This window comes from Kribbella sp. NPDC049174, from assembly GCF_043197365.1.
Lineage (GTDB): Bacteria > Actinomycetota > Actinomycetes > Propionibacteriales > Kribbellaceae > Kribbella.
Window position 1 is genome coordinate 260,152 of the sequence record NZ_JBICSZ010000002.1, and the last position, 13,748, is coordinate 273,899.

A 13,748-nucleotide genomic window follows, 5' to 3' on the forward strand; every position below is an offset into this window, starting at 1 on the left:
AAAGCGGCCGCGATGACGCCCGGCGAACTCGATCTGACCGCCAAACTGCGGTTCGCCCGCGCGGCGGTGTTCGCCCAGCTCACCGGCTTACCCGACCTGGTCCGCGCACACCTGACCTCCGGACCAGGTGCTCCGGCACTGACAACCGACCGTGAACCGCCGGACACCGCGGTGACGCGCGACGTGCTCGACCTGGCCAGGTCGTCGTACCAGGAACCGTTGCTCGGTCACTGCATCCGCACCTGGCTGTGGGCCGATCTGCTCGCCGGGCGCGCCGGGATCAAGCCCGACGAGGAGTTGCTGTACGTCGCCTGCCTCCTGCACGACATCGCCCTCACGGATCGCCACCGCCCACCACCGGAAGCCGCCTGCTTCGCCGTCCACGCTGGCGAAGTCGCCCGTACGACGTTGGCGGAGCTAGGCGCCAAGCCGTCGTGCGCTGATGAGGTCGCACAGGCGATCGCACTGCACATGAACATCCACGTGCCCACGGACGAAGGGCTCGAGGCGCACCTCCTGCACGCCGGCGCCCACCTGGACGTCGCCGGAACGCGCGCCGGCGAGCTGCCGCGCCAGACGATCCGCGACGTCGTCGCCAAGCATCCACGGGACGGCTTCCCAGACTGCTTCGCCACCCTCATGCGCCGCGAATCCGCCGAGCGCCCCAACTCCCGCGCCGCCCTCCTCTGGCGCCTCGGCATGCGCCTACCCCTGCATCACAACCCCCTCGACCGCTGACCGCCTAGGGTTGAGCGGGTGCTCAGGACAGTTGCGGGATTCGGTGCGTTCGGGCTGTTCTGGGGTGCGTGGGGCGCGATCCTGCCTGCCATCCGGACCGAGTCCAGCGTCAGTGATGGGCAATTAGGGCTCGCGCTGCTCATGGTGGGCCTGGGCGCTTTGGCGTCGATGCGGTTCACCGGGTATCTGATCGATCGGTACGGCGGTGTCGTGTTGCCGGTCGTGGTGGCGTCGTTCGGCGCGTGCGGCGTACTGCCCGCGCTGGCCGATTCGGCCGTGACGCTCAGCGCCGCGCTCTTCTTGCTCGGGGCAACCTCGGGTGCGACGGACGTCGCCATCAACGCGACCGGATCCGACGCCGAGGCCGTCACCGGACGGCCGTTGATGAACCTTGCCCACGGCATCTTTTCCGTCGCGGTCGTCGCCGCCAGCCTCGGTTCGGCGGCACTGCGCACGGCCGGCGCGGACGCGTTGCCGGTGCTCGGCGGAGTCGGCGTGATCATCACCGTCGTCGCGGTCGTCGTACTCGCGCCAGGCTCCCGCGACAACCTGCAAGCATCCACAGAACCAAAGCCCAAGCGGCGGATCGAGCCCGTTCTCCTTGTCTTCGGGGCACTCTGCGCACTCGCCTATGTCGTGGAGAACGCCTGGCAGAGCTGGAGCGCCATACACCTCGACACGTCGCTGAACGCAGCACCAGGGTTGGCGTCGAGCGCACCCGCGGTGTTCGCCGCAGCAGCCGCGACCGGGCGGATCGCCGGTAACGCCCTGCTCAGACGGTTGCGGCCGGTTCAGTTGCTGGTTGCCGGCGGCGCGCTCGCGGCAGTCGGTTCGATCGCTGCCGCCGCGGCGGGCTCCGCGTGGCTGGCGTTGATCGGGATCGGCGTCGCCGGCCTGGGTACGTCGGTGTGCGCGCCGACCATCATCGGTATGGCCGGTGCGTGGGCCGGTCCGGAGCGGCGAGCCGGCGCGATCTCGACCGTCACCACGATCGCGTACCTCGGCTTCCTGCTCGGCCCGGCCGCGGTCGGTGCCGCCTCGTCCGCCTGGTCGTTGCCGATCGCTCTTGGCGGCGTCGCCGTACTGGCGCTGCTCGTCGCGGCCCTCGGTCCGGTCGCTGCCCGGCAGCCCGAGCGGCAGCCCGCTCACTGACCTTTCAACCCTGATCAATGCGGTCGCGACCGAACCGATCGCCGTCTACGGTGGGCAGGAACCTGAGGGGAGACAGCTGATGACCGAGATCGCGAACACCGGCGCAGCGGTGGTCAACCGCGCCGACGGGCGGGACGACGGCGAGGAGTGGACCGAGAACTACGAGCAGCTACCCGGCGGGGCCGGGGTCTCGCTGATCCTCGAGTCCACCACGAAGGAGGGCGTCGGCCCGCGCCTGCACAAGCACCCGTACGCCGAGACGTTCATCATCCGGCGTGGTTCGGCCACGTTCACCGTCGGCACCGAGCAGGTCGTCGGCCGGGCCGGCCAGATCCTCGTCGTCCCGGCGGACACCCCACACAAGTTCGCCACCGGCCCCGGCGGCTACGAAGCCGTCCACATCCACGCCAACCCCACCTTCGAAACCACCTGGCTCGAGTAGCTACTCCAGGCTCGATCGCAGCCGGGAGACTATTTCTTCGAGGAGCTTCGGGCCGGTGCCGAAGTTGAGGCGGAGGAAGCCGGAGGCGTCCGGGTCGTAGTCGAGGCCTGGGGACAGGGCGATCTTCGCTCGGCGGAGGAAGAAGGAGCTCGGCTCCTCGTCGAGGCCGAGGGCGCGGCAGTCGAGCCAGGCCACGTACGTCGCGTCCGGCGGGGTCCAGGTGATCCCGTCGGGGAGGTTGTCGCGCAGGTACGCACGATTGTCGTCGAGCTGCCGCAGTACGGCGTCCAGCCAGTCGTCGCACTGTGAGAAGGCGACCTCGGCCGCGAGGACGCCGAGCAACCCGGCCTGCTCAGCCGTGTACGGCAGCCGCCGTACGACGTCCTGCGCGCGATCGGACGCGGTCACGATCTGTGCCGCCTTCAACCCGGCGATGTTGAACGCCTTCGACGCCGAGATCAGCGAGATCCCACCCGCGCGCGCCGCGTCGGACACCTCCAACCACGGCACATGCGTCGCCCCCGGCAGGACCAGCGGTGCGTGGATCTCGTCAGCCAGGACCCACGCGTCGTACGACGCGCACAGCTCGGCGATCTGCTCGAGCTCCTCGCGGGGAAGCACCCGCCCGGTCGGGTTGTGCGGGTTGGTGAGGACGAGCACCCGCAACCCGTTGCGCAGCTCCGCCCCGAGCCTCTCGAGGTCGAACCAGCCGTCCGGACGCAGCGGAATCAACACCGTCCGCAGCCCAGCCTGCGGAATCTGCTGGAGAAACGGCGGGTACGCCGACGTCGCGAAACCGACCGAACCACCCGGCGCAAGCGCGAGGCAGAGCTCGATCAGCCCGGCCAGCACCTCGGGCGCCAGCGTGACCCGCTCCGGATCCACGGTCCAGCCGAGACGCCGGTCGGCGAACCCGGTGAACGCCTCCTTCAACCGCTCCGGCACCTCGAAGGCGTAGCCCAGATCGCTGCGATCGATCGCGTCGTGCAGCACCCGGGCGATCGGCTCGGCGAGGTCGAAGTCCATCTCCGCCACCGTCGAGGCGATCACCCCCGGCGCATGCCCGGACCACTTCTCACTGCGCCGTTTCTGCAGTTCCGCCAGCTCGGCAACGTTCAGCATGGTCATCGCTGCACCCCGGGGACGCGTTCCCCAGGCGGCGTGAAGGCGGCCAGAACCGTCGCGGTGATGTACTCGGCGGCGTTGTCGGGGGTGAGACGGCCGGCGTTGATCTCCTCGGCCGCGCCGTGCATGACGCTGTGCATGGATCCGACCAGCCAGGACGTCGGCAAGTCGGTCCGGAACACGCCTTCCTTCTGGCCGCGCTCGATCAGCCGCTCCACCCGCGTCATCGGATCGGCGTGCAACTCACGGACCCGGCCCGGCGGGAGTGCGTCCTGGGCGGCGACCAGGAGTGAGCGGAACCGGTCGACCAGATGCCAGCTGGACTCGATCAGCCGGGCCAGCGCTTCGCGCGGATCGCCGGTCAGGTCGACCTGGCTGAGCGCGGCCTCGCCGCTCTCGATCGCCTGCACGAAGACCGCGTCGACCAGGTCGGTCCGAGACGGGAAGTGGCCGTAGAGGGTGACCCGGCCGACGCCTGCCGCTTTCGCGATCTCACTGGTGCTGGCGGCCGGATCCCGGCTGAGGCAGGCGGTGGCCGCGTCCACGATCGCCGCGATGTTGCGCTGTGCGTCGGCCCGCTTGGTCGTCGTACCTGCTGCTTTCGCCGGCATCGAGAACTCCTCTTGTCGAACACCACTGTACGAGTTACTGTAGCTCAGATAACTTGAACAATGGTGTTCGAGATAGTCGAAAATGTGAGGAGGGGCCGGAGATGTCCGGACCGACGAAGGAACCTGAGTCCACCGCAGTGGACCCGCGGCGGTGGCGGATGCTGGGGCTGCTCGCCATCGCGCAGTTCATGCTGATCCTCGATGTGACCGTGGTGGCAATCGCGCTGCCGCACATCGGGACCGACCTGGGGCTGGAGCGCGACACGCTGACCTGGGTGGTCAGCGCCTACACGCTGATGTTCGGCGGCCTGATGCTGCTCGGCGGGCGCGCGGCCGACCTGTTCGGCTCCCGCAAGGTGGTGCTGGCGGGTCTGCTGGTCTTCACCGCGGCCTCGCTGGCGACCGGTCTGGCGAACAGCGCCGAGCTGCTGATCGGTGGCCGGATCGCGCAGGGGATCGGCGCCGCGATGCTGTCGCCGGCCGCGCTCTCGGTGGTGACCAAGACGTTCGACGGCGATGAGCGGAACAAGGCGCTCGGGATCTGGTCCGCGATCGGTGGCGGCGGCTCCGCCATCGGCGTGCTGCTCGGTGGCGTGCTGACCGCCGGCCCGGGCTGGCAGTGGGTGTTCTACGTGAACGTGCCGATCGGCGTGGTCGTGTTCGCGATCCTGCTGAAGACGCTGCCGGTCGACCGTCCGGCGGAGAGCCAGGGCCGGCTCGACGTACCGGGCGCGATCCTGGTCACCGCCGGTACCGGTACGGCGATCTACGCGCTGATCAACGCCGGTGACCGCGGCTGGCTGTCCGCCGCGACGCTGGCCACGCTGGCCGGCGCGGTCGTCCTGTACGCCGTGTTCGCCTGGCTGCAGACGGTCGTTCGGTCGCCGCTGATGAACCTGCGGATCCTGACTCGCCGCCCGGTGGCCGCCGGTACCTTCCTGATCCTGGTCGCCACCGCACTGATGATCGCGGTCTTCTTCCTCGGCTCGTTCTACCTCCAGCACTACAAGGGGTACGGCGCGCTGCTGACCGGACTGCTCTTCCTGCCGGTCGCCGTCCTGACCATCATCGGAGCGCAGGTGGCCGGGCAGGTCATCGGCAAGGTCGGGGCCCGGCCGGTCGCGATGATCGGGCTGACGATCGCGGCGCTGGGGATCGCTGTCCCCGCCATCTGGGAGGGTGCTGCCATGGTCGTGATCGGGACGAGCTTCGGCGCCGGCGGGATCGGTGCGGCGTTCGTCGCGGCCTCGACCACCACGTTCGCGCAGATCGACTACACCGAGGCAGGGCTGGCGTCCGGCATCCTCAGCACCTTCCACGAGTTCGGTGCGGCGCTCGGTGTGGCGATCGTGTCGAGTATCGCGGCAGCCAGCCTGGCCGGAACGGTCACCACCGGCTTCAGCCGCGGATTCACCTTCGCCGCCGTCACCGCGGCCGTCGCCGCCGTCCTCGCGCTGGTCGTCGTACCGGTCGCCAAGCCTTCGACAGGAGCAGCTCATGCCGCCCACTGAGATCCGTCGTGCCGTCCCCGCGGATGCCGAGATCGTCCGGACCCTGCTGGTCGAGCTCGCCGACTACCAGGACCAGGGCAAGTACGTCACCGCTACGGTCGAGCACTGGCAAGGGTTCCTGGGCCGGGACGACGTGATCGTGCTGATCGCCGAGATCGACGGGACGACGGCGGGGTACGTGTCGTCACTGCGCCGCCCGTACCTGTGGGTCGGCGGGGACGTGCTTGCCCTCGACGACCTCTACGTGCGCGAACAGTTCCGCGACGCCGGCGTCGGCCGGGCTCTGATGCTCGAGCTGGCCCGGCACGCCCTGCCCGACCGCCTGACCATCAGCTGGGGCCTACGCCTCGAGAACGAGGCCGGCTACCGGTTCTATGACCGCTTGGGCGCCAACCTGGTCACCAAAACCGCCGCCAGCTGGCCGGCCACGGCCTACGAGAAGCTGCTGGCTGAGTAACGCGACCGCGCTGCCGGAGGACCCGGCAGCGCGGTCGAGTGGTCTGAAGGTTCACCACAGGTTGATTTGGAGGTTCTTCGGGAGGGGTGTCGAGAACGGCCGGGTTCGCTCGACGCAGGGGTGACGGAAGACCTCACACCACCTGGAAGGACCCCGGCCATGACCACCAACGACCTGACGATTCCTGGCACCCGTGTCTCCACCCGCGCTCTGCTGACCGGCGGGATCGTGGCCGGCCCGCTGTACGTCGCGGTCTGGCTGGGTCAGGCCTTCACCCGGGAGGCCTTCGACCCGACCCGGCACCCGGCCAGCCTGCTGGCCAACGGCGGCCCGGGCTGGATCCAGACCGCGAACTTCGTGATCGCCGGCCTGCTGTCGATCGGTGCCGCGGTCGGCGTCCGCCGTACGCTCACCGGCCGGGGCAGCAAGTGGGCGCCGCGGTTGCTCGGCGCGTACGGCGTCGGCCTGCTGCTCGCGGCGATCTTCCCGGCCGACCCGGGCGCGGGCTTCCCGGCCGGTACGCCGGCCGACTACGCCGAGATCAGCACCCGCGGGATGGGCCACTTCGTTGCCGGTAGCATCGGGTTCACCGGCCTGATCGCCGGCTGCCTGGTGGTGGCCGCGCACTACCGCAGCATCGGCCGGACGGCGTTCAGCCGCTACTCCACCGCCACCGGCATCCTGTTCTTCGGCGCCTTCGCCGGCCTCAGCGCCGGTGCCGGCTCCCGCCCCACCATCATCGCCTTCGGCGTCGCCGTCATCCTCGGCTGGACCTGGATCGCCGCCCTCTGCGCCGACCAGCGCCGCAACGCGTGACCTCACACCTCAAGCCCTGGCTGACTGCTGTCGACGCAGTGGATGTCAGCCTGCCAGTGGTAGGCCGGTGCGCGAGACCCCTTGCTGCACTACGTCGACGGTCACGTACCGGCCCACCACCAGTTGCCGCCGGACTCCAGCGGCGTTCGTGACGCTGGGAAGGATGCGGCCACCGACAGCGGAGTGCCACAGGTGTGCCTCGTCGTAGCCGCCCGTCACCTCGACCGATACGAGGCCCGCGATCACCGTCAACCGCCACGCGGTAGCAGCCAGCGCAGGGCTGTCCGCCAGCAACTGGCCGATCCAGTCGATGTTCTCCACCACAGACAACGCCGGGTTTCTCGGCACGGATTGGATGGTCATGGGTCCGCAACTTTCTTGGTGACATCTGCTCTCACCCTCTACGACGAGACAGCCCCCTGAAGTGTGACATCGCCGGGAGGCGGCCGTCAGCTCAAGCAGGTGCGGAGGGCGGTGATGAGGTTGGTGGCTCGGGGGTCGCCGTGGCCTAGCATGCGGTTGGCTGCGTAGGCGAAGCCGACGGCGTACTCGTCGTCGCCGAAGGCGAATTGGCCGCCGGCGCCGTCGTTGCCGAAGCTGCGGGGGCCCAGCATCGGGCGGAACGTGGAGTCGAGCAGGACGCCTGAGCCCCAGCGGGCGCCGGCGTCGAAGCCTAGGAAGCCCTGGCCTGCTGATACCTCGCGGACCATGTCGGTGACGGTGGCCGAGGTGAGCAGGCGGCCTGTCGCAGCCGCTGAGTACAGACCGGCGAGGCCTGTCGCGGACGCCGTCGCACCCGCGCCGGGGAGCTCCATCCCAAGCAGCGCCGGGTCGTTCCAGCCGTGCGGTACGTCGAGACCCGGGAAGACCAGTGCGCCGTTCATCGTCACGATCCGGGTGAGCAGGTGCTCCGGCCCGGGCATCGGCGGACGGCCTTCCGCCTCGACCAAGCGAGCGAGGTTGTCCAACTGCGAGGCCGGCAGCCCGATCCAGGCCTGGAGCCCGAGCGGGTCGCCGATGGCCTGGCGGAAGTACGCACCCGGCCGGAGCCCGGTGATACGTCGTACCACCTCGCCGAGGACGAAACCGAACACGTGACCGTGGTACTCGTAGGTCGTCCCCGGCTCCCAGAGCGGCTTCTGCTCCTCGATCGCCTCGATCACCGGCGTCCAGGCCGTGATCTCCTCGAACGACAGCGTCCGGTCCAGCACCGGGATCCCGGCCCGGTGCCCGAGCACCATCCGGGACGTGATCGCCTCCTTGCCGTTGGCAACGAACTCGGGCCAGTAGGTCCCGATCGGCGCGTCGAGATCGAACCGACCCTCCTGCGCCAGCAGGTGAACACTCAGGCTCACCAGCCCTTTGGCGACCGAGAACACCGGTACGACGGTCTCGCGCGACCACCGGCGTCCGGGCGAAGCCTCCCCGTCCCACAGCTCGACGACGTTGCGTCCGCCGACGTACACCGTGACCGCGGCTCCGAGCTCGGGGAACTCGGCGAAGTTCCGCGCGAACGCGTCGGCGACAGCGCCGAATCCCTCGTCCACCCAGCCGTTGTCCAACATCTCGTCCTCCGTCGTAGGCCGGAGTCACCCTACGTCCGCAGGCGAGGTGTCACGACTGGTTTATGGCAGGACCCACTTCTGGTTGAGGGCGGTGTGGCACGTGTAGAGGATCAGTCTGGTTCCGTTGGCGCTCAAGCCTCCGGTGGCGTCGAGGCACTGGCCGGAGCGCACGTTGAGGAGCGTGCCGTTCGCACGTGGCAACCACTTCTGGCCCGCACTGCCGTCACACGTCCACAGCACGGCCGGCGTACGGATCGCCGTACTGCGTGCATCCAGGCACTTGCCGAGCGATCGCAGCGTGCCGTCCTCGGACGGAGTCCACTGCTGGTTCGCCTTGCCGTGACAGGAGTACAGCGTGGCCGGCGTACCGTCGGCCGAGCTGGCCTGGTAGAGGTCGATGCACTTGCCGGCGATCCCGGTGATCGGACCGGTGTCCTGGTACACGCCGACTTCCCACAGCGAGTAGTAGCTGCCCGCGACACCCCGGGCCGTCGCGTTGATCCGCACGTACCTGGCGAAGTTGGGAGTGAACTCCAGACTGTCGGTTGCGCCGTCTCCGACCGTGGTCGAGTAGACGGTCTTCCACGTCCGTCCGCTCCCCGATACCTGGATCTGGTACGCCTTCCCGTACGCCGATCCCAGCCAGCTGAGCAGGACGCGGTTGACGAGCTGGACCGAGCCGAGGTCGACACGCAACCACTGTGGATCGGTGCGGGCACTCGACCAGGCCGTCGACATCGAGCCGTCCACCGCCTTCGGGCCCTCCCGGCCCGCGGTGTAGACGCTGGAAACGGCCACCGGCCGGTTCAACGCCAGATTGCGCTTCGGCACGTACGTCGCTGTGTACGTGGTCGGTGTGGCCGGCGCGGTGAAGTTGTGGCTCCGCGCACCGCCGTCGGACCAGGACGCGAACCGGTAGAGCTTGCCGGCCGACGACTGCAGCAGATCGGCGGACACTGATCCGTTCGACCCGATGATCGCCGTACTCGTGCTCGGAGTGGTCACCGACTTCGAGAAGTAGGTGACCTTCATACCCGCCGGCTGGGTCGCGAACGTGAGCCCGACAGTCTGCGGGTCGAGCCGCACACTCTTGACGCTGCTCAGCCCGCCGGAGTCCCGGGCGGTGAGCTTGAGTTCCAGGTACGACGGATACTCGTGATCCGGCGCGGTGAACGTCCCGCTCGAGCCGGTCATCGTGGTGATCTGGTGCGCGTGGCAGTCACTCGGACAGTGGTGCATGATCAACGCCCAGGTCAGCGCCGATCCGGGCAACGTGCCCTGGTCCGGGTCGGTCGCCGTACCGGAGAAGCTGATGGTGTCGCCGACCTTCCACTTCGTCGCCGGGGTGGGGGCGGTGATGGTGGCGGTGGGTGGGCCGTTGGCCACGTCGATCTCGATCGACGCGGTGCCGGTCCCGCCCTGGCCGTCGCTCACCCGAAGCCTGGCGGTCTTGGCTCCGCTGCCCGAATAGGTGTACTGGACGGTCGCCGCGGTCGAGTCGTCGTACTGGCCGTCTCCGTCTAGGTCCCACGCATAGGCCAGCGCGTCGCCGTCGGCGTCGTTGGAAGCGGTCCCGTCGAACGTCACCTTGAGTGGGCTCGGCCCACTGGTCGGATCGGCGTTGATGATCGCGGTCGGCGGGTTGTTGGTGCCGTTGTAGACGTAGCGCATGACCCGGCCGTTGTCGTAGTCGACGGCGAAGATGTCACCGCCCGGCCCGGTCTGCAGCCTGGTCGTTCCGTACCCCGAGGCGAAGGTGACGATCTCGTCCGGATCGGGCAGCCCGTTGGCGTCGGGGAGCATCGCCCAGACGCACTTACGGCTGTAGTCGGCGAAGAACAGGGCGCCGTCGTACTCCGGCGGGTAGTTCCCCTCCTCGTAGAAGGACATCCCGGTGATGGAGGAACTGCCGGTGCCACAGCTCTCACCGGCCACCACTTTCTCGGAGTGGTGATAGGCGTAGTACGGCGACGCGACCGCGCTCGGTCCGGCGGCGTACAGGTTCTCGCAGATGCTCAGGTCGATCGCGTCATACCCGCTCTGCCGGTTGGCGCCCTCGTAGCAGGGCCAGCCGAAGTTGGTCACGCCCGCGGTCGGACTGACGATCCGGTTGATCTCCTCCCACGCGCTCCAGCCGACGTCGCCGACCCAGAGCTCGTTGGTGCCGGGGCGGAAGTCGAAGCGCATCGGGTTGCGCAGGCCGTGCGCCACGATCCGGCGCGCGTTGAGGTCCGTGCTGCTCAGCAGCGGGTTGTTGGGCGCGGCCAGTCCGGTGTTGGGGTTGATGCGGATGATCGAACCGTCGAGGGTCGCCGGATCGCCGCTCGTGCGGAGATCCTGGGCCCGCAACGCGCCGCCCTCGGCCGATGGCGGTGCCAGCGCGGTGCCGGTCGGCGACGGCGGGTCACCACACGGGTTGTCGGGTGTGAGATCCGAGGACGGGAACGCATCCTGGCCGTAGTCGGCGTAGTTGAAGCTGCCGCCGTCGCCGCCGCCCGCGTAGAGCATGCCGTCCGGCCCGAACTCGATCGAGCCGATCGAGTGGCTGGGGAACACCTGGCACCAGTCCTCGACCAGCACCTGCTCCGCCACGGCCGTGCCGTTCGGGGTGAGGACCGACAGTCGCGCACTGGCCTGGCAGCCGTCACTCGTCGGCCCGGGCGGCGACGGGCACGGGTCGTTGGTTCCGCCAACGGTTCCCCATTTCGGTGCCGGTCCACCGATCAGGCCGTCGTATGTGTAGAGGACGTAGACGCGGGGATCGGCGGGGAAGTCGGGGTGCAACGCGAGGCCGAGCAGACCGCGGTCCCAGTAGTTGTAGACCTTCGTGCGCAGGTCCGCGAACACACTGGGCGTCGTGTCGTCGAGTGAGTCGAAGACCTTGATCAGGCCGCTCTTCTCCGCGACGAACACCCGGCCGTCGGCCGCGAACGCGACATTCGTCGGATCGGTCAGTCCACTGAACACGACCTGCTCACTGAAACCGCTCGGCACGACTGCAGCCCGTGCCGGCTCGGTCAGTGTCAACGGCGCCAACAGCACCACGCACAGCGCTGCCAGCAACCTCTTGGCGGAATGCAACATGCTCTGCCCCCACGCACAGCCTCGCCGCCGGGCCCCACTCCCGGCAAGACCACGAGGTGCCCGACAGCATGCGGCACGATCAGCGTGCAGGCAAGAGGCCGTTTGAAACGGTTACCGCGAAGAGTTCTGGCGGGATCGACTGTGTTCGAGTGTGTACGGACTGTTGAAGTCAACGGGCGTGCGCAGCACGCTGAGGCGCACGTTTTCGCCTGGTGAGGAGACAGTCACGATGAGCAGTCGGAGTGTACGAAGAGCCCTTGCGGCATTGGCGATTCTGGTGGCTTCGGTCGCCGGCGTCTTGCCCTCGTCGGCCGCCTCGGCCGCTGAGCAGTATGAGTCCTTCCGGCCCGGTGCGTCGTGGCTCGACACCAATGGCCAAGTGATCCAGGCACATGGCGGACAGGTCGTGCCGTCGACCGACACCCGTGGCCGGCGGATCTACTACTGGTACGGCGAGGACCGCAGCAGCGGATACTTCGACAGTCCCGGGGTGCACCTGTACTCGTCGTACGACCTCTACAACTGGAAGGACGAAGGGCTCGCGTTGCGGGCGATGAGCTCGCCGGACCAGTTCGAGAACGACAAGTACTTCGCGAAGCTGTACAAGGGCTACACCGCCGCGCAGAAGGAGGTCGTCTGGCGGGACCTGTCGACCAACAGTGTCCGCACCGACGGCTGGGCGCGCCCGTCGATCCTCGAGCGGCCGAAGGTGATCTACAACAAGGCGACCCGCAAGTGGATCATGTGGGTGCACTCCGACGGCCCGTCGTCCCCGACGAGCACGTCGACGTACGCGCGTGCCGAGGCCGGGGTCGCGATCGCCGATTCGCCGCAGGGTCCGTTCCGCTGGATCGACTCGTACCGGCTGAACCGCGTGCCGAGTGACTCGGTGCCGTGGTGCGGTACGTCGTCCGCCTTCGACCCGGCCGGTGGGATGGCGCGGGACATGAACCTGTTCGTGGACGACGACGGTACGGCGTACATCATCTACTCGTCCGAGGAGAACCGGACGATGTACGTCTCCAAGCTGAACCCGTCGTACACGTATCTGTCCGCCGCGCCGGAGAACGCCGTACAGGGCAAGGACTTCGTCCGGACACTGCCGTGCAACCAGCGGGAGGCGCCGGCGATGTTCAAGTCCGAGGGCACGTACTACCTGGTGACGTCGGGGGCGACGGGCTGGGACCCGAACCCGGCGCGGTACGCGACGTCGCAGAACATCCTCGGTCAGTTCACCGACCGCGGAAACCCGGTGCCGGGCGCCGGGGCGGCGAACACCTACCGGTCGCAGAGCACCAACGTGATCCCGGTCGACCGCAAGCACAACAAGTTCATCTTCATGGGGGACCGGTGGACGCCGAGTGATCTGGCGAACGCGCCGTACGTGTGGATGCCGATGAGCTTCGGCGAGGGCGGTTCGTTGTCGATAGGCCCGGATCAGGAGTGGACCCTCAAGGACCTGAAGTCGTACACCCGCTGGACCGTCACCTCGGCTGTCCCGGACCATGTCTGGCTCAACGACACCAGCACTCTGCCGGCCCAGGTCACCGTGACGACCGCAGGCGGATCACAGCAGGTCGGGGTGACGTGGGACGCGTCCACGATCGCGCAGCCCGGCCCGGCTCAGTTGCGAGGGACGTTGTCGGACGGCCGGACCTTCACCCGCTCTGTCGTCGTCGTGCCGCAGGGGCTGCGGTACGCCGTCAACGCGGGAGGTACTGCGACCGCGGACTGGACCCGGCTGACCCAGGTGGCCGGACCGCTGCTCAACTCCACCGCGGAACAGCCACTCGGCACGGATCCATCCACCGGAACGACCTGGGGCTACACCGGATCCAGTGCACCAGCCGGCACCGGTGACATGTACACCACGCTGCGCTACGCCAAGGACCACGAGCCGCTCGTCTATACCTTCGGTGGTTTGGAGGCCGGGACGTACACGGCCCACGCCGGCTACTACGACCCGTGGCCGTGGGCCAACCGCGCCGCCGCGGTGTCGATCAACGGATCGGTGGTGGACGCCGAGCGCCTCTTCACCGCGACGCCTACTGCGGCGGCGTACAGCGGCGTGACTGTCGGCGACGACGGCAAGCTCACCGTCACTATCGCGCCGACCCGTTCACCAGATATCCAGGTCAGCTGGCTGATGGTCGCCAAGAACTAGCTGGTGGGTTCCCCGGGACGCTCCCCGAGCGGGCGAACGCGCCTGGACGGTAACCCGACGACCCGGGGAACCCAACCACAGAT

Annotated in this window: 12 protein-coding genes; 7 read left to right on the plus strand and 5 right to left on the minus strand. The window is 68.6% G+C overall.

Going from position 1 to position 13,748, the window contains the following annotated elements; translation table 11 throughout:
• Window positions 1-12 precede the first annotated feature (12 nt).
• From ACGFIF_RS11735 to ACGFIF_RS11745, 3 genes are all read left to right on the plus strand, one after another.
• Entirely contained in the window at window positions 13-738 is a 726-nt protein-coding gene (locus ACGFIF_RS11735) for an HD domain-containing protein (RefSeq protein WP_393154200.1), read from the plus strand.
• A gap of 18 nt (window positions 739-756) precedes the next feature.
• On the plus strand, window positions 757-1,890 hold the full coding sequence (locus ACGFIF_RS11740; protein WP_393154201.1) for an MFS transporter: 1,134 nt from the start codon (window positions 757-759) through the stop codon (window positions 1,888-1,890).
• Window positions 1,891-1,969: 79 nt separating this feature from the next.
• Window positions 1,970-2,332: a cupin domain-containing protein gene (locus ACGFIF_RS11745; RefSeq protein WP_393154202.1), complete on the plus strand. Its 363-nt coding sequence runs from the start codon at window positions 1,970-1,972 to the stop codon at window positions 2,330-2,332.
• Here ACGFIF_RS11745 and ACGFIF_RS11750 read toward each other — a convergent pair whose 3' ends face one another.
• Window positions 2,333-3,460: a MalY/PatB family protein gene (locus tag ACGFIF_RS11750; protein WP_393154203.1), complete on the minus strand. Its 1,128-nt coding sequence runs from the start codon at window positions 3,458-3,460 to the stop codon at window positions 2,333-2,335. It abuts the gene before it with no gap.
• The gene (locus ACGFIF_RS11755; RefSeq protein WP_393154204.1) at window positions 3,457-4,068 is read right to left on the minus strand and encodes a TetR/AcrR family transcriptional regulator; all 612 of its coding nucleotides are present in this window, start codon (window positions 4,066-4,068) and stop codon (window positions 3,457-3,459) included. Before ACGFIF_RS11755 ends, ACGFIF_RS11750 begins: the two co-directional genes overlap by 4 nt.
• Window positions 4,069-4,169: 101 nt before the next feature.
• Between ACGFIF_RS11755 and ACGFIF_RS11760 the strand changes: the two genes are divergently transcribed.
• The 3 genes from ACGFIF_RS11760 to ACGFIF_RS11770 all read left to right on the plus strand — a co-directional run bounded on the left by ACGFIF_RS11760 (window position 4,170) and on the right by ACGFIF_RS11770 (window position 6,852).
• Complete coding sequence (locus ACGFIF_RS11760; protein ID WP_393154205.1) at window positions 4,170-5,579, plus strand: MFS transporter; 1,410 nt, start codon at window positions 4,170-4,172, stop codon at window positions 5,577-5,579.
• A complete protein-coding gene (locus ACGFIF_RS11765) occupies window positions 5,566-6,036 on the plus strand; it encodes a GNAT family N-acetyltransferase (protein WP_393154206.1) in 471 nt (156 codons plus the stop codon). Before ACGFIF_RS11760 ends, ACGFIF_RS11765 begins: the two co-directional genes overlap by 14 nt.
• 159 nt (window positions 6,037-6,195) lie before the next feature.
• Window positions 6,196-6,852, plus strand: coding sequence for a DUF998 domain-containing protein (locus ACGFIF_RS11770; protein ID WP_393154207.1), 657 nt, complete (start codon window positions 6,196-6,198; stop codon window positions 6,850-6,852).
• A gap of 45 nt (window positions 6,853-6,897) precedes the next feature.
• On the opposite strand, the gene ACGFIF_RS11775 is transcribed toward ACGFIF_RS11770, so the two are convergent.
• The 3 genes from ACGFIF_RS11775 to ACGFIF_RS11785 form a co-directional block, all read right to left on the minus strand.
• Complete coding sequence (locus ACGFIF_RS11775; RefSeq protein ID WP_393154208.1) at window positions 6,898-7,215, minus strand: hypothetical protein; 318 nt, start codon at window positions 7,213-7,215, stop codon at window positions 6,898-6,900.
• Between the two features lie 86 nt (window positions 7,216-7,301).
• Window positions 7,302-8,417 (minus strand): serine hydrolase domain-containing protein, encoded by a 1,116-nt coding sequence (locus ACGFIF_RS11780; RefSeq protein ID WP_393154209.1) that lies wholly within the window; start codon window positions 8,415-8,417, stop codon window positions 7,302-7,304.
• A gap of 60 nt (window positions 8,418-8,477) precedes the next feature.
• Window positions 8,478-11,501 carry a PQQ-dependent sugar dehydrogenase gene (locus ACGFIF_RS11785; RefSeq protein WP_393154210.1) on the minus strand — a complete coding sequence of 1,008 codons (3,024 nt, stop codon included), beginning with the start codon at window positions 11,499-11,501 and terminating at the stop codon, window positions 8,478-8,480.
• Window positions 11,502-11,730: 229 nt separating this feature from the next.
• Here ACGFIF_RS11785 and ACGFIF_RS11790 point away from each other — a divergent pair, with 229 nt between their 5' ends.
• Window positions 11,731-13,665 (plus strand): glycoside hydrolase family 43 protein, encoded by a 1,935-nt coding sequence (locus tag ACGFIF_RS11790; protein WP_393154211.1) that lies wholly within the window; start codon window positions 11,731-11,733, stop codon window positions 13,663-13,665.
• Window positions 13,666-13,748 lie beyond the last annotated feature (83 nt).